Annotated in this window: 22 protein-coding genes; 11 read left to right on the top strand and 11 right to left on the bottom strand. The window is 68.3% G+C overall.

Annotation, left to right across the window (positions count from 1 at the left end; all coding sequences use genetic code 11):
• Positions 1-102 precede the first annotated feature (102 nt).
• Positions 103-819: a nickel pincer cofactor biosynthesis protein LarB gene (larB, locus tag OHA10_RS12205; RefSeq protein WP_371406297.1), complete on the top strand. Its 717-nt coding sequence runs from the start codon at positions 103-105 to the stop codon at positions 817-819.
• Positions 819-2,153 carry a nickel pincer cofactor biosynthesis protein LarC gene (gene larC, locus OHA10_RS12200; RefSeq protein ID WP_371406296.1) on the top strand — a complete coding sequence of 445 codons (1,335 nt, stop codon included), beginning with the start codon at positions 819-821 and terminating at the stop codon, positions 2,151-2,153. The genes larB and larC overlap by 1 nt, the downstream gene beginning before the upstream one ends.
• Here larC and OHA10_RS12195 read toward each other — a convergent pair.
• On the bottom strand, positions 2,150-3,694 hold the full coding sequence (locus OHA10_RS12195) for a DUF2029 domain-containing protein (protein WP_371406295.1): 1,545 nt from the start codon (positions 3,692-3,694) through the stop codon (positions 2,150-2,152). The two genes, larC and OHA10_RS12195, sit on opposite strands and share 4 nt — an antisense overlap.
• Positions 3,691-4,497, bottom strand: coding sequence for a glycosyltransferase family 2 protein (locus tag OHA10_RS12190; RefSeq protein ID WP_371406294.1), 807 nt, complete (start codon positions 4,495-4,497; stop codon positions 3,691-3,693). The genes OHA10_RS12195 and OHA10_RS12190 overlap by 4 nt, the downstream gene beginning before the upstream one ends.
• Before the next feature lie 194 nt (positions 4,498-4,691).
• On the opposite strand from OHA10_RS12190, the gene OHA10_RS12185 reads away from it, so the two are divergent.
• Positions 4,692-5,282, top strand: a complete 591-nt coding sequence (locus OHA10_RS12185; RefSeq protein WP_371406293.1) for a dihydrofolate reductase family protein — start codon at positions 4,692-4,694, stop codon at positions 5,280-5,282.
• An 87-nt stretch (positions 5,283-5,369) separates the two neighbouring features.
• Positions 5,370-6,587, top strand: a complete 1,218-nt coding sequence (locus tag OHA10_RS12180; RefSeq protein ID WP_371406292.1) for an arginine deiminase — start codon at positions 5,370-5,372, stop codon at positions 6,585-6,587.
• A gap of 274 nt (positions 6,588-6,861) precedes the next feature.
• Here the strand turns inward: OHA10_RS12180 and OHA10_RS12175 are convergent, their stop codons facing one another.
• Positions 6,862-7,833 (bottom strand): DUF5926 family protein, encoded by a 972-nt coding sequence (locus tag OHA10_RS12175; RefSeq protein ID WP_371406291.1) that lies wholly within the window; start codon positions 7,831-7,833, stop codon positions 6,862-6,864.
• Between the two features lie 72 nt (positions 7,834-7,905).
• Entirely contained in the window at positions 7,906-8,322 is a 417-nt protein-coding gene (locus OHA10_RS12170) for an ATP-binding protein (protein WP_371406290.1), read from the bottom strand.
• 448 nt (positions 8,323-8,770) lie between these two features.
• On the opposite strand from OHA10_RS12170, the gene OHA10_RS12165 reads away from it, so the two are divergent.
• Genes OHA10_RS12165 through OHA10_RS12150 form a run of 4 tightly spaced genes read left to right on the top strand, consistent with a single transcriptional unit; the run spans position 8,771 to position 12,093 of the window.
• On the top strand, positions 8,771-9,562 hold the full coding sequence (locus tag OHA10_RS12165; RefSeq protein WP_371406289.1) for a hypothetical protein: 792 nt from the start codon (positions 8,771-8,773) through the stop codon (positions 9,560-9,562).
• 17 nt (positions 9,563-9,579) lie between these two features.
• On the top strand, positions 9,580-10,410 hold the full coding sequence (locus OHA10_RS12160) for an NTP transferase domain-containing protein (protein ID WP_371406288.1): 831 nt from the start codon (positions 9,580-9,582) through the stop codon (positions 10,408-10,410).
• Positions 10,326-11,030: a phytanoyl-CoA dioxygenase family protein gene (locus OHA10_RS12155; RefSeq protein WP_371406287.1), complete on the top strand. Its 705-nt coding sequence runs from the start codon at positions 10,326-10,328 to the stop codon at positions 11,028-11,030. The genes OHA10_RS12160 and OHA10_RS12155 overlap by 85 nt, the downstream gene beginning before the upstream one ends.
• Positions 11,023-12,093 (top strand): polyprenyl synthetase family protein, encoded by a 1,071-nt coding sequence (locus OHA10_RS12150; RefSeq protein ID WP_371406286.1) that lies wholly within the window; start codon positions 11,023-11,025, stop codon positions 12,091-12,093. Before OHA10_RS12155 ends, OHA10_RS12150 begins: the two co-directional genes overlap by 8 nt.
• 12 nt (positions 12,094-12,105) lie before the next feature.
• Here the strand turns inward: OHA10_RS12150 and OHA10_RS12145 are convergent, their stop codons facing one another.
• The gene (locus OHA10_RS12145; protein WP_371406285.1) at positions 12,106-12,918 is read right to left on the bottom strand and encodes a glycerophosphodiester phosphodiesterase; all 813 of its coding nucleotides are present in this window, start codon (positions 12,916-12,918) and stop codon (positions 12,106-12,108) included.
• 39 nt (positions 12,919-12,957) lie between these two features.
• Here OHA10_RS12145 and OHA10_RS12140 point away from each other — a divergent pair, with 39 nt between their 5' ends.
• Positions 12,958-13,947, top strand: a complete 990-nt coding sequence (locus tag OHA10_RS12140) for a zinc-binding alcohol dehydrogenase family protein (protein WP_371406284.1) — start codon at positions 12,958-12,960, stop codon at positions 13,945-13,947.
• A gap of 16 nt (positions 13,948-13,963) precedes the next feature.
• On the opposite strand, the gene OHA10_RS12135 is transcribed toward OHA10_RS12140, so the two are convergent.
• From OHA10_RS12135 to OHA10_RS12115, 5 genes are read right to left on the bottom strand one after another with little or no spacing between them, the layout of a single operon-like run.
• A complete protein-coding gene (locus OHA10_RS12135) occupies positions 13,964-15,301 on the bottom strand; it encodes an LLM class flavin-dependent oxidoreductase (RefSeq protein WP_371406283.1) in 1,338 nt (445 codons plus the stop codon).
• On the bottom strand, positions 15,298-15,981 hold the full coding sequence (locus tag OHA10_RS12130; RefSeq protein WP_371406282.1) for an ABC transporter ATP-binding protein: 684 nt from the start codon (positions 15,979-15,981) through the stop codon (positions 15,298-15,300). Before OHA10_RS12130 ends, OHA10_RS12135 begins: the two co-directional genes overlap by 4 nt.
• Before the next feature lie 5 nt (positions 15,982-15,986).
• Complete coding sequence (locus tag OHA10_RS12125; protein WP_371406281.1) at positions 15,987-16,826, bottom strand: ABC transporter permease; 840 nt, start codon at positions 16,824-16,826, stop codon at positions 15,987-15,989.
• Entirely contained in the window at positions 16,823-17,890 is a 1,068-nt protein-coding gene (locus tag OHA10_RS12120) for an ABC transporter substrate-binding protein (protein WP_371406280.1), read from the bottom strand. The genes OHA10_RS12125 and OHA10_RS12120 overlap by 4 nt, the downstream gene beginning before the upstream one ends.
• Positions 17,883-18,437 carry a flavin reductase family protein gene (locus tag OHA10_RS12115; protein ID WP_371406279.1) on the bottom strand — a complete coding sequence of 185 codons (555 nt, stop codon included), beginning with the start codon at positions 18,435-18,437 and terminating at the stop codon, positions 17,883-17,885. The genes OHA10_RS12120 and OHA10_RS12115 overlap by 8 nt, the downstream gene beginning before the upstream one ends.
• A 281-nt stretch (positions 18,438-18,718) precedes the next feature.
• Here OHA10_RS12115 and OHA10_RS12110 point away from each other — a divergent pair, with 281 nt between their 5' ends.
• Together OHA10_RS12110 and OHA10_RS12105 are read left to right on the top strand one after the other, a co-directional pair.
• The gene (locus OHA10_RS12110; RefSeq protein WP_137255736.1) at positions 18,719-19,213 is read left to right on the top strand and encodes an RNA polymerase sigma factor; all 495 of its coding nucleotides are present in this window, start codon (positions 18,719-18,721) and stop codon (positions 19,211-19,213) included.
• Positions 19,206-19,772 (top strand): methylated-DNA--[protein]-cysteine S-methyltransferase, encoded by a 567-nt coding sequence (locus OHA10_RS12105; protein WP_371406278.1) that lies wholly within the window; start codon positions 19,206-19,208, stop codon positions 19,770-19,772. The genes OHA10_RS12110 and OHA10_RS12105 overlap by 8 nt, the downstream gene beginning before the upstream one ends.
• A gap of 90 nt (positions 19,773-19,862) precedes the next feature.
• On the opposite strand, the gene OHA10_RS12100 is transcribed toward OHA10_RS12105, so the two are convergent.
• Positions 19,863-20,546, bottom strand: a complete 684-nt coding sequence (locus tag OHA10_RS12100; RefSeq protein WP_371406277.1) for a class I SAM-dependent methyltransferase — start codon at positions 20,544-20,546, stop codon at positions 19,863-19,865.
• Between the last annotated feature and the right edge of the window lie 15 nt (positions 20,547-20,561).

The following is a 20,561-nucleotide window of genomic DNA, read 5'->3' as shown; positions in this document are numbered from 1 at the left end:
CTAAGGCATCCGGTGTTATGCCTGAGTATTCAGGCGATCGCACAGCGTGTGCGGACCGAGACGGATGCGATACCTCGGGCCGGGGCAACGTAGATTCGCGACGTGACACATTTGCCTGATCAGGGCCCACAACCGGGCGTCCACGACCTCGGATATGCCCGCCTCGACACCGACCGGTTGGAGCGCACCGGCGACGCCGAAGTCGTTTACGGAGCCGGTAAGACGCCGTCTCAGGTGGTGGAACTGCTGCGCACACTGCACGCCACGCACCCCGGCCACGCCGTTCTCGCGACCCGGCTGACCGAAGAGGCGCAGGAGGCGGTGATCGCCGCGCTGCCGGACGCAGTTGTTGATCCGGTCGGGCGTACGGCGGTCCTCGGCGAGCCCGGCGTACTGCGCGGAACCGTCGCCGTGGTCGCTGCTGGTACGTCGGACGCCCCCGTGGCGGCCGAGGCGGCGACGACTGCCCGCGTGTTCGGGGCGGACGTGGACGTGATCACGGACGTCGGCGTGGCCGGTCTGCACCGGGTGCTCGGCGTCCGGGAGCGGCTCGATGCTGCGGACTGCTTGATCGTCGTGGCCGGCATGGAGGGTGCGCTGCCGAGCGTGGTCGGCGGGCTGGTCGGCGTACCGCTGGTGGCCGTGCCGACGTCCGTCGGGTACGGCGCCTCGTTCGGCGGACTGGCTGCGTTGCTCGGCATGCTGAACTCGTGCGCACCTGGGGTATCGGTCGTGAACATCGACAACGGGTTCGGGGCCGGAGTGTTCGCCGCGAGAGTGGCCCGGCAGTCCGTTCCGCGCGAGACAAAGGAAGCCTGATGCGCATCGCTTGGCTCGACTGCTCCGCCGGGGCCTCCGGGGACATGCTCCTGGGCGCGTTCATCGCCGCCGGGGCCGACGTGGCGGCCATCAACACCGCAGTGGCCGCCGTGGATCCGTCCCTCTCGGTCACGGTCGCCCAGACCGCCCGCCACCAGATCGCCGCGACCAAGGCCACGGTCGAGGTCAACGGCGAGCCCCACCCGGAGAACACCCCAGACGCCGGCCACGGCCACGCAGCAGGCCACGGCCACACTCACGCCGCTGACGAAGCAGCCGAGCACGAGCACGCCGACGCGGCGGGTCACGGCCACGGGCATGGGCACGACGACGGGCATAGGGCGGACCATGTGCACTCCGGCCCCACGCGGGCGTGGGCGGACGTTCGGCGTCTGCTCGAGGAGGCAACGCTGAACGATGCGGTGCGGCGGCGGGCTCTCGACACCTTCGCGCGGCTCGCGAGGGCTGAGGCTGCAGCTCACGGCGTCGAGCCGGACACTGTGCACTTCCACGAGGTCGGCGCGCTGGACGCGATCGCGGACATCGTCGGCGTGGCGGCAGCCTCCGTCTCGCTGGATATCGACCGCATTGTGGTGTCGACGGTCGTGCTGGGTGGTGGCGGACAGGTTCGCGGCCAGCACGGCGGGATCCCGATTCCCGGTCCGGCGGTCCTCGCGATCCTGTCCGAGGCACAAGCACCGGTCACCGGCGGCGCAGCGCCGTACGAGATGACGACGCCGACCGGCGCGGCTCTGCTGGCCAGCCTGGCGGACGAGTACGGGACGCTCCCGCCGATGCGGATCCAGCAGACCGGCGTGGGCGCCGGCGGCCGCGACCCGGTCGAGGTGCCGAACATTCTGCGCGTCGTGCTCGGCGAATCGACCGAGAGTTCGGCGACCGAGCTCGTCTACGAGACGAACGTCGACGACCTCGACCCGCGGATCTGGCCTCAGGTCCTGGCGCGGCTGATGGAGGCCGGCGCCGCCGACGCGTGGCTGACCCCGATCCTGATGAAGAAGGGCCGCCCGGCGCACACCCTCTCCGTGCTCGTCGGCAGCGCCAACGCCGAGATGGTCCGGGCCGTGATCCTGTCCGAGACCTCCGCGATCGGTCTGCGCGAGTTCGGTATCCGCAAGCACGCCGCGGATCGGGAGTTCGCCACGGTCGACGTCGAGGGTCAGCGGATCCACGTCAAGATCGCGCGGTACGGCGGCCAGGTCGTCAACGTCCAGCCGGAGTACGACGATGTGGCCGCGGCGGCGTCCGCTCTGAAGAAGCCGGTGAAGTCCATCCTCGCGAAGGCGGTCGCGGCCGGTCACGACCTCTGGGGTTAAACCGCTTCGGCCTTCTGCGGGACAGCCTTCTGCTTACGGCGCGGCCAGTCGTACGGCCACCATTGCGCACCGCTGCGCCGCGCCCAGACGATCAACCCGATCAGCACCGCCAGCTCGACCGCTGGGCAGAGGGTGTCCCGCAGTCGTGCGCTGAAGAACTCCAGCGAGTCGGACAGGCTCGCCGCGACCTGGCGCGCGTTCGGGTCGCGGCCGGGTACGTACGCGATCGCGAGCATCGTCGTACGGACGACCATCAGGCCGTCGACCTTCGAGGCGGCGACCGCGGCGAGGGCGACCCAGGCGATCACGTCGTACCAGGGCAGTGAGTACATCGCGGTCAGGACCCAGGCGATCGCGTAGATCGCGGTGTACCGGATCGCGGCCGGCGTCGGGTCGTCGGGATGCGTCTGCGGCACGAGCGACTTCGGGAACACCTGCGAGAGCAGGATCGCGACCACGATCAGGCCGACCCACGCGAGGATCGCCAGGAACGTCCGGACCAGTCCGTTCGGCAGGAACAGCGTGAAGAAGCTCAGCAGCACCTTGTGCGGCGTACCGGTCGAGATGAACGACGTCTGCGACCGCGCCTGCTGGAACGCCTGCAGGCCGACGATCGCGTACAGACCGCCCATCGCGATCGCACCGCCGCCGCAGAAGAACGCGGCCTTCCGCCGATCGGCACGCAGCGCCCACAGCATCGCCACGCCGACCAGGCCGATCGAGAGCTTGGTGCAGCCTGCGACGCCGATCAGGATGCCCGCCAGGAACACATGCCGCCGGAACGCCACCAGTGCGATCACCGCGAACATCACCGCGATCGCGTCGTTGTGGGCGCCGGCCAGCACCGACCAGAGGATCAGCGGGTTCGCGAGGCCGAGCATGATCACGCGCCGGCGGGCCGGCAGGTCCTTGCCGACCAGCTTGACCAGCAGCAGACCGGTGACGATCAGGCTGATCGCGATCGACAGCTGCAGCATCCACACGGTGAGCTGCGCGGAGTTGCCGCCGATCACCGACGAGAGCCACTGGATCCAGGTCGCGATCGGCCCGTACACGCTGCGCGCGCCCTGCCACGGCCGCTCGGTCGCGGCGATGACCGGGTCGTACCCGAGCCGGATCGTGTCCGCCGGCGAGGCCGTGTACGGGTCGCCGCCGAGCGCCATGATCCGCCCGTACGCCGCGTAGATCAGCACGTCGCCGGAAGCCATCGGCGGGACCAACGTGATGGCCGCGGTCGTACCGATGCCTAAGGCAATCAATCGGTCGACGCGCGGCGCCCAGCCGTGCCGAAGCGCCTTGGTGGCAAGGAAAACGCCGTACCCGCCGAGCGCAATCGCGACGTAGATCATCACCGACACGAGCCAGTCGTTGGCGTGCGCGTCGAACCAGTACGACGGGAGCCACGGGTGCCGGCCGGTCAGGGTCAGCACGACCACGGACGGTCCGAGCAGGCCGACCGCGACGATCAGCGCCGTGCTCACCAGGTAGAGCGCGACGGCCCGGCGACCGTGCTTCTGTCCGAGCTGGAGATCAGTGCTCATTGCGCGGACTTCCGCGGGAAGAGACTGCGGAGCGACGGGCCACCACCGTCCGCGGGGAGCGCACTGCGTGCGGCGAGCGCCCGCCGGACGTGCAGGTACTGCTTCGCGCGGTGCAGCTGACCACGCAGATCAGTCCCGGTCGCCCGGTGGCGGACATCGATCGGCACCTCGAGGATGCGGAAACCCTTCCGGCCGAGATCGATCGTCAGCGCGGTCTCGACCCCGAACCCGGCGGCCAGCGGTACGGCGGAGTCGAACGCGGCCCGGGTCAGGCAGCGCTGCCCGGACAACGGCTGCTCCGGCGCCCAGCCGGTCGCCTCCTCGATCCCGGCCCGCGAGAGCCGTACGACGAAGCCGTGGCCGCCGGCCTTGGACCCGTCTGCGCGCACCTGAGCGGGCAGCGTCCCGATGGTCATGTCCGCGCGGCCGGTCTGCACAGGCTCGATCAGCGGACCCGCGCCGGAGGCGGTGTCGGTCAGGTCGGCGTCCAGGAACAGCAGGTGCCGCGCACGGGCTCCGTCGCGCTCGGCGACGGCGGCCGCGCCGGTCTCCATCGCGGCGGCCTTGCCCCGGTTGCGCTCGTGCCGGACCACGACGGCACCGGCGCGCTCGGCGGCTTCCGCCGTACCGTCCGTGGAGCCGTCGTCGACGACCACGACCAGATCGACCCCGATGATCTTGTGCACCGCGTCGACGGTCGCCGCGATCCGGTCGGCCTCGTCCTTCGCCGGGATCACACAGGCGACGGCGCGCTCGAACGGTTCGGGGGACACGTCGTTGTTGGGCACAGCATGACCGGACACAGCACCGCAGCCTAGTTCCTCTCCAGCCGATCGACCTCGTCAGCGCCGGTCGGCTGTGGATATTCGTCCTTTCGTACGACATGCCGATCAGCCAGGCGGGCACGGATATCAGCCAGGTGGCAGATGTTCCGGGGCGCCGCCGGCAGCAGGATTTGAGGTGTCAGCACGAATCGCGACAGGAAGAGGTACCCGAAATGACCCGCACAGTGACCGCGAACATCTCGCTCTCGCTCGACGGACGCGTGAACGGCGCAGGCGGCGACTACGACATGAGCTGGATCGTCCCGCACGCGATCACCGAGGGCGCTCGCGACCACATGATCCGGGTGACCGAGCTCGCCACGACGGCCCTGCTCGGCCGCAAGAACTACCAGGGCTTCGGCGGCTTCTGGCCGGCGGTGGCCGACGACGAGAACGCGGCGCCGCAGGACCGCGCCTTCTCGCGCTGGCTGAACGAGACCGAGAAGGTGGTCTTCTCGACGACGATGACCGAAACGCCCTGGCAGAACTCCCGGATCGCCGATGGCGAGCCCGCAGACGTGGTCAAGGAACTGCGCGCCCAGGAGGGCGGCGACATCATCGTGCTGGCCAGCACGAGCGTGATCCAGGCCCTGCTGGCCGCCGACGAGGTGGACCGGCTGAGCATCACCCTCGACCCGGAGCTGGTCGGCGGCGGGGCACGACTGTTCGAGGACGGCCTGCCGGCCACCTCTTGGAAGCTGACCGACTCCACCCCGACCGAGTCCGGCGCCCTCTGCCTCCTCTACGACCGGGTTCGCGCCTGACCACGGTGCAGGATATTGTCGGACAATCAGACAGATCGATCGGACTGCCGTAGCGTGGTGGGCCACAACGGAGTGAAGGGGCGGACGATGACTGAGGCGCACCAGCACAGCGGCAGGTCGTACGGCGTCGACAGTGAGGTCGGTCCGCTCCGGACCGTGATGCTGCACCGCCCCGGGAACGAGCTCCGCCGGCTCACTCCGCGCAACAACGACAAGCTGCTGTTCGACGGCATCCCCTGGGTCGGCCGGGCCCAGGACGAGCACGACGCGTTCGCCCAGGCGCTTCGGGACCGTGACGTCGAGGTGCTGTACCTCGGCGAGCTGCTCACCGAGTCGCTCGCGGATCCGGCGGCCCGGGCACAGGCAGTCGCCGGCGCCACCGAGGACCTGCGCCTCGGCGACACCCTGCGCGACTACCTGCGGGCCTCGCTCGGCGAGCTCGATCCGGCCGGGTTGGCCGAGGCGCTGATGGCCGGCGTGCGGAACGACGAGGTCCGGGCGGGCGGTCTGGTGACGTCACTGCTCGCGCACGAGGACTTCCTGATCGACCCACTGCCGAACCTGCTCTTCACCCGCGACTCCAGCCTCTGGATCCGGGACTCGGTGGCGGTCACGTCGCTGGCGATGCCGGCCCGGATGCGCGAGACGCAGCTGACCGAGCTCATCTACACGTTCCACCCGCGGTTCGCCGGTGCGGACAAGGTGTACGGCCACCAACTGGAGCATGTCGAGGGCGGCGACGTGCTCGCGCTCGGTCCCGGCGTACTCGCGGTCGGGGTCGGGGAGCGGACCACGCCGGCCGGGGTCGAGCGGCTCGCGCGGCGGGTGTTCTCGAAGGGGCTCGCGCACACGGTTCTCGCCGTACCGATCGCTCAGCAGCGAGCCACGATGCACCTGGACACCGTGTGCACGATGGTCGACACCGACGCCGTGCTGATGTACCCGAACATGGCGGAGGAGATGCAGGCGCTCGCCGTCACCACCGATGGCGACCAGTTGCACGTCGCGGAGCCCGAGCCGTTCCTGGTCGCGGCCGCGAAGGCGCTCGGCATCGACACGCTCCGGCGGATCGACACCGGCCTGGACCCGGTGACGGCCGAGCGCGAGCAGTGGGACGACGGGAACAACACCCTCGCGCTCGCGCCGCGGGTGTGCATCGCGTACGAGCGGACCGTCGAGACCAACGCGCGGCTGGAGGAGTCCGGGATCGAGGTCATCCGGATCTCCGGCTCCGAGCTCGGCTCCGGCCGAGGCGGTCCGCGGTGCATGTCCTGCCCGGTCCTGCGGGCTCCGGTCACGACCTGAACGCCCGCTCCAGCCCCACTTGAGTGCCCGACCTGAGCGCTCGCTCCGGCCGCCACGTGAGCCCTACGACACGCGGAGTGAAATCGGGGCTTGTGGCGGACGACCTTCGTGAGTACTCTTCCTGTCTAGGCCCAGGCCCTGTTGCTCCCCCGTCAGCAGGACTTGGGCCGTCCACGTTCCTGGGCATGGTTTAACGATCATGGCCTAGGCCACATTGAGTAACGCGAAACGCCCGGCTGAGGCCTCAGCCGGGCGTTCGTCGTACTGCGTGCGGTCAGCGGATGGTGAGCTGGCGGCTGGCGAGGCCGGCCCGGGCCGCGCGCTCCTCGGTGGTGAGCGGCGCCTCGGTGGCAAGCGCCTTCTCGAGGGCGGTGGCGAAGTCGGCGGCAGGCTTCTCGACCTCAGCAGCCTCGGTGCCCGCAGGGAGCTCCCAGACCGGCGCGAGTACGCCGAGGGCGCGGAACGAGCCGATCAACCGGCTGCCGTCGATGAGCGCCGACGAACCGGCCGCGTGCAGACGGGCAAGCGCGTCGAGCAGGGTGTCCTCGGTGTGCGGCATCACCCAGCGCAGGTAGATGCGGTCGCCGATCTGCGTCCAGTACGCCGCGTCGACCGACTCCAGCCGCACCGTCGGGGCCGCCGCGGCGTTCGCACGCTCCAGGCCGGCGGCGACCTCACCGGTCGGGTCCTCGACGTTCTCGCCGACCCAGTAGTCGAAGCCTTCGTGCACCTTGACCTCGAGCGGCTTCGAGGTGTCGATCAGGTCCTGCAGCCGCGGGCCGTCCTTCATCAGGTCGCCGACCTGGATCGGGTTGCCCGGCTCGGTGTGCAGCGCGGCGGTGATCGCGTGCCCGAGGTCGCGGCTCGGGTCGCCGGACGAGGCGTGCGTCTGCAGGCCGATCCAGATCGTCTCGTCGTCGCGCACCAGGCCCGGCATCGCCATCGGGAGCAGCGTGACGAGGTTGATCTTCTTGCCGGCGTTGTCGCCCGTCAGTTCGACCTCGACCGTGCCGGACGGGACGATCTCGCGGAACGCGATCAGGTCACACTCGGACGGCAGGCCCTCGAACGGCCGCACCACGAACGCGTCCGCCGCCTGCGCCCGGTCCTTGCCGTGGCACTGCTTGAACCGCTTGCCCGAACCACACGGGCAGGGCTCGCGCGGCCCGACGTCCACCAGGTCGGCCGGATCGAGGGTGACGGTCGTCGTCGTGTTCTTAGCGCGCTGCCGCGACTTCTTTCCCATAACAGCGCAGTCTTGCAGCCAAGCGCACCCGAGAGCGAACCCGCCCGGGCGCAGAAGCCGGCACCGGGCGAACTAGCTGGGGACGATTGCGTGGACCGTGCGGTGATGGGCGGCGGTGCGAACGTCCCAGCCGGAGGTCAGCATGTCGACGATCGCCAGTCCGCGACCGCCGACCGACTCCGGATGGGGGTCGCTGATCCGCTGCGGCTCGGTGTCCCCGCGACCGTCGGTGACCTCGACATGGATCCCTGCCCGGTCGATCCACCATGCCGCGCGGACCTCACCGGCCGGCAGCGGTGGTGCGTACCGGATCGCGTTCGACAGCAGCTCGGAGAGCACCAACTGCGCATCGTCACGCGCGGAATCGGTGACCCGGTAGCGCTTCAGGTAGGCGGCCAGACGGCGACGGGCGTCCGCTACCGCGGACACTTCATGCGGCAACACGACGTCCACGACGCTTACGTCGGCGGGCAGGGTCGCAGAGGACAAGCAGGGTCTCCTCGATGATCGGTACAGCCACTGGGACTTCTGCCCACGATCCGGCCCTGGAAAACACCTGCAGGTATTCCGTTACATAGGCCGCCGGAGATGCCGCCTAAACCCGAAGAAACCGTAACGAAATCGACGGAATTTAACGTTGCAATAACCGCCCGCATTCGCCCCACTACGTATCCAGACCACGTGACACATGCCACACAAAATCGCCCCCATGTGTCACAAACCAAGAGCCTGGATCCGACGTCCTACCTCTTCCGCCGGTTCCGCGAGGAGCTCGAGCTGGCGCACCGCCGAGAGACTCGAGCAGTGACTGCTTGAGCAGTTACCGGGCGCGCACCCGTAACGTGACGCCCCGACTGCGGGATGTACACCCGTAGGGTCCATCGTGTGGTCGCGTCCCGGGGAGCGTCGAGTGGGGGGTCAAGTACCGACGCCGGCCGTGAACGGCGCCAAGCCGCCGGGCGGCGCTGCGAGCACGTCCGGCCGGTTCGCCGCCCTGACCAAGAGAGCCTGGTTCGGGGTACTGACCAGTAAGGCTCGAATCGGCGCGGCGGCCGGCAGGACGCAACTCGGCGTGCTGACCAGCAAGGCCTGGTTCTACCTGGCCCTCGGGGCAATTGCGACCGCGGCCTTCCTGGCGTTCCTCGTCGCGGGCTACGACCTGTTCCGAAGTACCACGATCGACCTGTCCAAATCCGGTCCGGCATCCGAGTGGTTCGGTGCGCTGTTCACCGCCCTGAGCACGCTGGTGCTCGCCTACCAGTTGCGGATGATCGGCGTCGCGGCAGAGCGTCGGCGGGCTCAGAACCTCGATCTGGTCCAGCCCATCGGCCGACTGACAGCGTGGACCCGTAACTCGTCTCTACAGGGATGGCTCCTGACAGTGGCCGTGCGCAACGAAAGCGAGGAGCATCTCCAGGATCCAGAGGTAGGACTTGCCTGGCTTGGGGAACCGATGGCCGAGGAGTGGTTGATAGGTGCGCCTGATGAGCATCAAGATGTTCGCAACGGCGCTGCGGAGCTCTGCGTCACAGTCAGCAGTGTCAAGATCAGCAGCGTGGACCACCCGGTCCTATTGATTCACATCCCTCAGAAAGCGTGTGCCGAGATGGACGAGGTCGTGGGGGCTCTCACGGTCACCTTTCAATGGAGCACCCCAGCGGGTCGTACTGAACCGCTGAGCGTTCCGTTGACGTCTGCACGATCAGTGCGAAGGAGCGGCCTCCAATGAGACTGGGCCGTGGGGACGTGAGCCTCGTCCTGCTCGCCGGCGGCTACAACAACCGGATGCGGCGCACTGACCGCACACTGCCCAAGAGCCTGGTGGCCTTGCACGATGTTCCGCCGGTGATGATCCTGCTGACACAGCGATTCATCCGCGACGACGTGCAGGTCGTGGTCACCTGTGATGCGCAGGCAGCGGAGACGTTCCGCGTGCTGTATCCGCAGGTTGCCAGGTCGGTGAAGATCGTCGAGGACGACTTTGTGGGCACCGGCCGCGCGCTGCGCATGGGCGTAGAGGCAGCTCGCTCGCGATGGGTTCTGGTTGCCAACGCGGACACGATCGTGCCGGTCGATCTGACGGCCTGGTATCGCGACATCGATCTGGTAGCACCGGTTCACCAACTGCTCGTCCCGCGAAGCGTTCAGAACTCCATGCTCATCGGCGTCGACCCTGTCAGCGGAGCTGTGAGGCACTGGGGCGAAGGGACCGGCCAATCACCCGCCTGCAGATTGCAGCCGGCTTCGTCCACAGGCGTCTACCTTGTGAACCGCAGCTCCTGGCTTGCATGGCAGTACAGTGACGGCCTGAGTCTGGAGTCCGACATTCTCCCTGAGGCCGTGTCCGGCGGGCTCGTTCACGGAACGATCGCTCCCAGCTCCATGCCGGTCTTCGACTACGGCACCACCGAGCGGCTGCAGGAGCTGCAAGACAACGGACGACTTCGCCACGACCTGTTGGCCGCTGCCCATCTCGTTCCGAAGGGATATCGGTGTCCTCCGCCCAGCTACATCTACGAACCTATGGCTATCTCAAGCGGCAGGCTGTTGTCAGCCGCGAGCGGTGCGCCGAGCTAACTCAAGAGCTGAAGTCTCACTGCGCGCCGGACGCTGATCTGTCCAAGGGTTCACTCAGGCTCGAGGAGCCGGCCGAGGCTGCGATCGCGTCGGTGCTCCAAGAGTCCGCCCTGCGCGCGCTCATCGCTCAGCTGCTGGGACCCGACTGGTTGCTGGTCGTCAATCGCCACAACCACGTCGTCATCGATCAAGGCCGCGGATCACGCGCGACACGCATGCATCGGGATCTGCTGCACTGGAGCCGGAATCCGATCACAGTCCTCGTCATGCTGGACTGCGGGGAAGATGATCCAGTCGCCTGGCCGTCCCTCATCCCCGGGTCACAGCTGTGGCCGACTGCTGAGCAGCGCAACGGCGGCGGCTACTGGCTGGATGAGACGGACGAGGCCGAGAGTCTGCAGCAAGCGGTCAAGGTTCCTATGTGCCCCGGTGATGTCCTGGTGATGGACGGAATGACCTTCCACGCTGCAGGCGCCGGATCTGAGCAACATTCGCGCGTGATGATGTCGCTGTGCCTTCGGACACCTGACGAGCTGACCGGAGAGGTGGGACCCAACGAGCGGCTGATCGCTGGATCCGTGCGCTACGAGGGTCAGGCGCGTTGGAGGGCCCATGGTTAAACACTGGTGGAACGTCCAAGGCGATGAGGAGCAGAAGCCGCGGGTCGTAGAACTGCGGGAAGCGCAGTGGGACTTCTACGAGGAGCACGTCGTACCGACGCTGTTCCGCCTCCTTGATCACGAGCTCAGCGAGCCGGTCGGGAGCCAACTCAAGCAGCGGCTTCGCTACAGCGCCAGGTTCCGTCCTTCCCAGCTCCTCTACGCCTTCAGTCAGGACTGGGAGATTCAGCCCGACGTGGTCATCTGGGCATCCGCGAGTCTGGAGTTGCTGTACCTGGGTCGCGTGATACTCGACGATGTCGCAGACCAGCACGACCAGCGCTGGGGGCTGCCAACAGTACGCCGGGTCTTCGACGACGCCTCCGCCGTCCAGATCGCCAATGTGCTGCAACACACCGCGGTGCTGTGCGCGACCAACATCGATGCATTGTGCGGTCAGCAGTCCGCGATCCCCGCGGCCGGCGTCGTTGCGGAGTACGGCCGGCAGATCAACGCGGCGATGCTCGAGGAGTTGCAGTGGCGGAAGACAACGATCCCGGAGACGTCGTACAAGTCGATCGCGTTGCGCAAGGTGTCATCGGGGCAGCTGACGATCGACCTGCTGCGACTCATGGCCCCACCTGACTACGCCGAGGAGCTCGCAAAGCTCGCTGTGGCGATCGAGAACCTCGACTACGCGGCCTCGATCACCAACGACGTCACCGAGTCCAACCTACGGCGTGGGCTGGAAGAGGTTCGTTTTCTCAGCGGCGAGCGACGCGGCAAGAAGTCCGAGATCCAGCTCAACCGCCCGACGATCTTCAGCGTCATCCTCGCGTCCGACGAGTTCCTCCTGCGGAACATCGACGTCGGCGTGGCGCTGCCCGACTTCACCAGCATGAAGTTGCCCGACATCTTCACGTATCTCGATGACACCGGAGCGATCCGCGACGCGGAACACCGGATCGCGGATCTGGAGCAGAAGGCGATGCCACTGATCCGGCCGAACACGAACGTCCACACGCTGCTGGCCAGGGCACGAACGACCAACCCGACCGACGAGCCACCCCAGGTCGAGTCCTGACGCACGCTGAGCTCAGGTTCCGAGCCGCGGCTCGGAAAGAACCCTCAGGGCGGTGTCTGGGCGGTCGCTGATCAGGACGTCGACGCCTAGGTCGCGGCAGCGGCGGATGTCTTCTTCGGCGTTGACTGTCCAGACGTGGACCTGGTGGCCGTGTTTCTGGGCGCGGTCGACGTACTCGGGGTGGGCGGTGACGATCTCCAGGCTCGGGCCGGCGTACGAGACTCCGGTCGGGAGGGAGCCGTCGCGGAAGCGGAGGGGGATGCGGTCCATCAGCAGGACGGTGCGCAGGGCGGGAGCCGCCGTACGCATCCGGCGCAGCGACAGCCAGGAGAAGCTCATGACGCGGACGGGGGATTCCGAGCCGAGTTTCGGGCGGGCCCAGCCGTAGCGGTCGAGGGCCTCGATCAGGCGGCGTTCGACGAGTCCGGCGTACCGGGTGGGGTGCTTGGTCTCGATGGCCAGCTCGACCGGGCGGCCGGCGTCCCGGACGGTCGCGAGCAGCGTGTCGAGCGTGAGTACCTTCAGCTCGTCGAGATCGGGCAGATCGGCCTCGTCGTCGAGGTCGGCCCACGGGCGCTTCCAGGAGCCCCAGTCGTAGGCCTCGAGTTCGGCGAGGCTCATCGTCGACAGCACACCGCGGCCGTTCGAGGTGCGATCGATCCGGCGGTCGTGGACGCAGACGAGATGACCGTCGGCGGTGAGCCGGATGTCGCACTCGAGGCCGTCCGCGCCGGCTTCGATGGCCCGGCGGTACGCCGCGAGAGTGTGTTCCGGACTGACTTCACTGGCGCCGCGATGGGCTACGACGCGCGGGAGCTTCCGCATGGAAGAAACTCTTTCACACGGTGCGTCAGGATTGTCGACATGGACATGCGGGCGATCGTGCTGGACGGTCCGGTGGCGCCGGAGGAGATGCGGGTACGGCGGGTTGCCGTGCCGGAGCCGCGGCCGGGGTGGGTGCGGATCAAGGTGGAGGCGTTCGGGCTGAACCGGTCGGAGTACCACCTGCGCGCCGGTCTCGCGACGAACGCGCGGTTCCCGGTCATCCCTGGGATCGAGGCGGCCGGGACGGTCGACGCGGCGCCGGGCGGTGAGTTCGCGCCGGGGCAGCAGGTGGTCGCGATGATGGGCGGGATGGGCCGGCAGTACGACGGCGGGTACGCCGAGTACACCGTCGTACCGGCGTCGTCGGTCATCCCGGTGTCGACCGATCTCGACTGGGCGACGCTCGGCGCGCTGCCGGAGATGCTGCAGACGGCCCACGGCTCGCTCTACACGGGTCTGGCGATCGAGCCGGGGCAGTCGCTGCTGGTGCGCGGCGGTACGTCGTCGGTCGGCGTCGCGGCCGCCGTACTGGCGAAGGAACACGGGCTCACCGTGTTGTCGACGACGCGCAATCCGCAGCGGCTGGACGTTCTTCGCGAGCTCGGTGTCGATCATCCGATCGTTGACGATGGCAACGTTGCGGAAAAAGTGCGGGAGATTCTTCCCGACGGCGTTCACGCGGCACTCGAACTCGTCGGCACGAATGTCCTGCCGGACACCCTGAAAGCCACCGCGATCCACGGCACGGTCTGTTTTACCGGAATGCTCAGCGACAACTGGACGATCCCGGACTTCTACCCGATGGACTATCTCCCGAACGGCGTCCGACTCACGGCGTACGGCGGCGAGAGCTCCGATCTGCCGCCCGACGCGTTCCAGCGCTACGTCGACCTCGTCGCCGCAGGCAAGCTCCCGATCCGCATCGACCACGTGTTCACCATGGACGAGATCGGCCAAGCCCACCGCATCATGCAAGACGGCAAAGCAGTCGGAAAGCTCGCCGTCCGAGTTGGGGACCCCACCACCTGATGGGGTCCCCAACAGCTCAGGCGGTTGCCTCCGCCAGTGCTGCCGAGCGGCCGGCAGGGCGCGGTAGGCCGTAGTGGTCTCGTAGCGTCGTGCCGGTGTAGTCGGTGCGGAAGAGGCCTCGGGACTGGAGGATCGGGATCACCTCGTCCACGAAGACCTCGAGGCCCGACGGGAGGACGGGCGGCATGATGTTGAAGCCGTCGGCGGCGCCCGCCTCGAACCAGTGCTGGATGGCGTCGGCGACCTGTTCCGGGGTGCCGGTGAAGGTTCGGTGGCCGCGGCCGCCGCCTAGGCGGCCGATCAGTTCGCGGACGGTCAGCTTCTCGCGTCGGGCCAGGGTCACGATGAGCGTGTAGCGGCTCTTCGCGCCCTCGATCTCGTCCTCGTCGGGGAGGTCCGCGGGCAGCTGCTGGTCGAACGGCAGGTCCTCGGGCGCCACCTTCAGCGTCTTCGCCAGCTGCAGCCGCGCGTACTCGGGCCGGATCAGCGAGTCCAGCTGATGCTCCAGCCGCTCGGCCTCAGCAACGGTCGACCCGATCACCGGCACGATCCCGGGCAGGATCTTCACCGAGGACGGATCCCGCCCGAGCGCCACCGTGCGCGCCTTCAGGTCCCGGTAGAACTCCTGCGCATCCTCCAGCGTCTGCTGCGCGGTGAACACTGCCTCGGCGTACCGCGCCGCCAGCCCCTTCCCGTCCTCGGACGATCCGGCCTGCACGATCAGCGGATGCCCCTGCGGCGACCGCGGCAGGTTCAGCGGCCCGCGCACCTGGAAGTGCCGCCCGACATGGTCGATCGGCTGGACGCGATCCTGCACCGCCCACACACCCTCGGCCTTGTCAGCGATCGCGGCGTCGTCCTGCCACGAGTCCCATAGCTTGTACGCGACCTCGAGGAACTCAGCCGCCCGCTCGTACCGCTCCGCGTGCGCCGGCTGGTCCGCGAGGTTGAAGTTGAGCGCCGCATCCGGACCGGCCGTCGTCACCACGTTCCAGCCCGCGCGCCCACCGCTGACGTGATCCACGCTGGCGAACCGCCGAGCCAGGTTGTACGGCTCGTTGTACGTCGTCGACGCCGTCGCGATCAGCCCGATCCGCGACGTCACCGCCGCAATCGCGGTCAGCAACACCGTCGGCTCCAGCGAACCTGCCGGCCGCCGCCCGACCGTCCCGATCAGCACCGGCGAATCCGCGAAGAAGATCGAGTCGAACTTCCCGCGCTCCGCCAACTGCGCCAGCGCCTGGTAATGCGCCACCGACGTGTTCGCGAACGGATCGCTCTCCGGCAGCCGCCACGACGCCTCGTGGTGCCCGGTGCTCATCAGGAATGCGTTCAAATGCAACTGCCGGCTCACAGTGAAACCCCCAAAGCATCGAGAAGCCGCGACCGGATCGCGGCGAATCCTGGATCGGCCGAACTCCGCGGCGCGGCCAGCTCGACCACTTCCTCCGCGACGATCCGGCCCTGGTCGAGCACGATCACCCGATCGGCCAGCACGATCGCCTCGTCGACGTCGTGCGTCACCAGCAGTACGGCGGGCTGATGCGCCGCGCACAACTTCCGCAGCAACACGTGCATCTTGAGCCGGGTCAGCGCATCCAGCGCCCCGAACGGCTCGTCCGCGAGCAACAACTCCGGCTCCCGGACCAGCGACCTGGCCAGCGCGACCCGCTGCTGCTCACCACCGGACAACTCGTTCGGCCAGGCCTTTTCACGACCCGCGAGCCCGACCTCCTCCAAACTGAGACGCCCACGATCGAACGCACTGCTCAGACCGAGTACGACGTTGTCGAGCACCCTTGCCCACGGCAACAATCGCGAGTCCTGGAAGACGACCGACACGTTCTCCGGTACCGCGAGCTCCCCGGACCCGTCGACGTCGTAGTCCAGCCCGGCCAGCGCCCGCAGCAACGTGCTCTTCCCGGAGCCGCTCTTCCCCAGCAGGGCAACGAATTCGCCCGGTGCGATGTCCAGATCCAGCCCGTCCAGTACGGCGCGATCGTCGTACCGGCGGACCAGATCGCGGACCTGCACCGTACTTACGAGGCTAGCGTTCGGCGCCATGTCAGCGCCCTCCTCTGGATCAGGCGGACGACGGCGTCGGACAGCAGGCCGAGGGCGCCGTACACGACGAGGCCGACGATGATGATGTCGGTCTGTCCGTACGTGCGGGCCAGTTCCATCATGTAGCCGATGCCGCTGGTGGAGTTGATCTGCTCGACGACGACCAGCGAGAGCCACGCGCCGGTCACCGCGAACCGCAGTCCGAGCAGGAACCCGGGCAGCGCGCCCGGCAGGACCACGCGCCGGATGAACTCCCACTGGGACAGCCCGACGGTCTGCGCGAGTTCGACGTACCGGCTGTCGATGGTGCGAAGGCCGTTGTGGGTGTGGATGTAGATCGGGATGAACACCCCGAGCAGGATCGTGACGACTTTCATCGACTCGCCGATACCGAGCCAGAGGATCAGCAGCGGCAGCAAGGCCAGCGACGGGATCGCTCGCTTGATCTGGATCGGTCCGTCGAGGACGGCCTCGCCGAGGCGGGACAGGCCGGAGATCAACGCCAGTACGACGCCCAGCACGATGCCGAGCGCGAGTCCGATCAGGGCGCGCTGCGCGGACGTCCACAGGTTCGACTGCAGCCGGCCGTCGGCGATCAGCTCACCGGCCGTGGTGACCACGGTCCACGGCGCGGACAGGATTCGTTGGTCGATCCAACCGGCGGCCGATCCGATGCTCCAGATCGCCAGCAGCAGTACCGGCCCGATCGCGGCGCCGAACCGGATCCGCTTGCCCGGTCCGAGCCGCCGACGACGTACGACCGGACGGGCGGCCGCCCCACGGGAACGTAGTCCGGGCAGAGTTGTCGCGCTCATTTCGCCGCTCCGTCCGCCGCCTTGATCGCATCCGACGCGACCGTCTGGAAGCGCAGGTCATAGAGATCCTTGGCCTGGATCACCGGGTTGCCGGTCTCCTTGGCGAGCAGCTCGATGGTGTCCTGCTGCCGCTTGATCGCGTCACTCCAGTCCGCGGGGATGTCCGGGTGGCCGGCGTTGTCGACCAGCCACTGTCCGTCGGCCTCGCTGAGCCCCTGGTCCTTCACGTAGTACCCCGCGATCCATTCCTTGGGGTGCTTGTCGATCCATTCCTGCGCGACACCCCAGGCCGCGACGTACGCGCGGATCGCGGCGGCCTTCGCCGGATCCTCGAGCGACTCGACCGGCCCGTAGAGGTGGCCGGCGTCGTCACGCAGTCCGTGGTCGATCACGCTGGCGCCGTCCTTCTCGTACTTGGCCAGGTACCGCTTGATCTGGACGCCGCCGATCGGAGCGACGTCGACCTGCTTGGACGACAGCGCGTTCGAGTAGACATCACCGGTCGAAGGCAGCTCGACCAGCTTGACGTCCTCCTTGGTCAGCCCTGCCTTCTTCAGCACCTTCAGGATCAGCGCACCCTGCGCCTGCCCCGGGCTGTACGCGATCTTCTTGCCGCGCAGGTCGCCGAGGGTCTTCACCGACACTCCGGGGGCGATGCCGAGCTTGTAGATCGGGTGGCCGATCGGGTCCTGCCGGAACTTGGAGGCGACGATCTTCACGTGCAGCCCGGTCCAGGTCGCGTTGATCGACGGGATCTCGGCGACCGAGCCGAGGTCGAGCGCGTGGGCCCGGAACGCCTCGGTGGTCTGCGGGCCGCCGCTCAGGTTCGCGAACTGGACGTACTTCGAGACCTTGTCGTACTGGCCCGAGAGCTTCAGTGCGACCTCGGTGGCCGGGTCACCGACGACGATCTTGGCGCCGTCCGGGACGGTGGTCGGCAGCGGCGCGTCGAGCGAGAGCTTCGCTGCGGCGTCACCGCCGGCTTTGTCGGCGCCGCAACCGGCCGCGAGGGCGACGGCGGCGAGCGCGGCGGACAGTACGGCGTACAGGCGGGTTCTAGGCATGATGTGCTTTCGGGGTGGCGGTGGCGTAACGACCGTCGTGGTAGAGCAGCGGCTCGTGTTCACGTCGTTCGGTGTGGGTGGCAAGGCGGGCGACGACCAGGTAGTGGTCGCCGACGGCGAAACGGTGCTCGACCTGCGCACGCAGGTAGCTCGGAGCCTCGTCGAGGACGGGCTCACCGGAAGCCAGTCGGGACCAGCGGGTCGGCTCGGCGAACCGGTCGATCCCGCTGGTCGCGAACCGGCCCGCGATCGCGTGCTGGTCGGCGGACAGGAAGTTGATCACCAGGCTGTTCGCCGTACTCACGGTCGGCCAGCTGGACGCACTGGTGGCGATCGCGAAGGAGACGAGCGGTGGCAGCAGGCTGACGGAGACGAGCGAGGTCGCGGTGAAGCCGACCGGGCCGTGCCCGGCATCCGCGGTGATCACCACGACACCGGCGGCGTGGCGACGGAAGACCGAGCGGTAGACGTCGGCGTCCACCACCCGCTCTTCGGAACGGTCGGGTACGACGGACAGGGCAGGACGATTCAGGGCAGGCAAAGACATGTCTCTCCCTCGGAATCGGGGCAGGGACGACCGGCAGCAACTACCGGGCGGGAGGTGGAGGCCGGCATCGACGGGGCCTCATGCAGGGCGAAGTGGCAGAACAGGCGTCACCGACAGGTGGCGCTCGCCGTCCGCAGCAGATCGATGACGCGACGGCGGGTGAGGAGTGTCGTCGTCATGTCAGCTATCTTCGCACCATTGTCTATCGGCTAACTAGACAATCTCGTGATCTGGACCGACCGTCCTCACATCGGGCGGCCGCCGTGCGTTCTACTGTCGTGATGACTCGGGAGAAGGTCGAGCTGCCGCCGTTCCAGGCGCTGATCGACGCGCACTGGCGGGACGTGGCCCGGCTGGCGCGGGCGATGGCCGGGCCGGTGGACGGCGACGACGCGGCACAACGCGCCTGGGAGAAGGCGTACGCGGCGTACCCGGCACTGACCTCGGCGAAGAACCTGCGCAGCTGGCTCCTCACCATCACGGCCCGGTGCGCGACCGACGTACACCGGGCGCGGAAACCGCAGCGCCCGCTGGACGAGGCGCCACCGGTGGCAGTCGAGGGCCCGGACGCCGCCGCCTGGCCGGACCCCGACCTCTGGCGGGCGGTCAACGAGCTCCCGGAGCGGCAACGCTTCGCGATCACGCTCAAGTACGTCGGCGACCTGGACCACCACGGCGTGGCCGCCGCACTGGACACCACGCCCGCCGCATCGCGCCGGCTCGTCAGCGACGCGCTCGCGACCCTGCGCAGCAAACTCGGAGTAGACAATGACTGATCTCGAGAGCCGGCTGACCCGGCTCGCCATGCCCGATCTCAAACCACCTGTCCTACCGCACGCCGACGTCGCCTACACGCTGCACGACACCCCGATCGGGACGATGCTGCTCGCGATCGCGCACGGCCGGGTCGTCGCCAGCTCGTTCGGCGACGAGGAGACCATGACCACCCGCCTCGCCCGGGCCGTGTCCCCGCGCGTACTGCGGCAGGCCCGCCCGCTCGACGACGTCCGGCGGCAGCTCGACGAGTACCTCGCCGGCACCCGTCGTACCTTCGACCTCGAGGTGGACCTCGCGCTGGCGACGCCGTTCCAGCGACTCGTCCTCGCGGACCTGCCGACGCACACGGCGTACGGCGCGACGACGACGTACGGAACTGTTGCCGCTGACATCGACAAGCCCAAGGCGGCGCGCGCGGTCGGTACGGCGCTGGGCGCGAACCCGGTCTGCGTCGTGCTCCCGTGCCACCGTGTCGTCGGCGCGAACGGGGCCCTCACCGGGTACGCCGGCGGGCTGGACGCAAAACGATTCTTGCTGAATCTCGAAGCAAAAAGCTGAGTTTTCCGGAATTCCCCGGAAGGGATTTAGACTCGGCAAAACAAGGAGCAGATCCCCAATGTGGAGTGGGGATCTGCTCCTCCTGACGTGTCAGGAAGTTGCGGGCTGGTGGATCTCGAGGATCAGCCGACGGCGGCCGCCCCAGTCGCGTTTGTAGACCTTGTAGTCGTCGATCCCGGCGGCCGCGCAGAGCCGGCCGTAGCTGATCTCGTCGTGGATGAAATGCACACCGCTGCGGTTGTCGCTGAACTCGGTCGTGACGATCCGGTGCTCCGGCCCCTGCCGCATCCCGTTCGCGATCTCGGCCGCGGTCGCCGGCCCCCAGGCCGGGCCCTCGATGATCGCGATCCCGCCCGGCTTCAGCACCCGGGAGATCTCACAGATCGTCGAGATCTGCTCGTCCTCGGCGAACAGTTCGTGGAACGCCGTCCACAGGCAGATCACCGCGTCGAACGAGTCCCACTTGTACGGCAGATCGGTCATCGAGCCGATGGCCCAGTCGATCGCGAGCTCCTCCTCGGCCGCCTTCGCCCGGCCCGCCTCGATCAGGTTCGGCGAGATGTCCAGTCCGCGGACGACCTTCCCGGCCTTGCGCAGCGGCAACGCGATCCGCCCGTACCCGCAGCACAGGTCGAGGACCGACTCCTTGCCGTCCAGCAGCTCCTCGACGGCCTTGACGATCAGCGCGTCCCGCTCGGGCGTCGTACGAGCGGACAACCCGTCGGCCCCGAGCTCCGCGTACTCGGCCCGGCTGCGCAGTGCGGAATTCAGCATGCCGCAAGTATTCCG

Origin of the sequence: Kribbella sp. NBC_00662, from assembly GCF_041430295.1 — a bacterium.
In the GTDB taxonomy this organism is placed as follows: domain Bacteria; phylum Actinomycetota; class Actinomycetes; order Propionibacteriales; family Kribbellaceae; genus Kribbella.
This window is presented reverse-complemented; position numbering and strand designations above follow the sequence as displayed.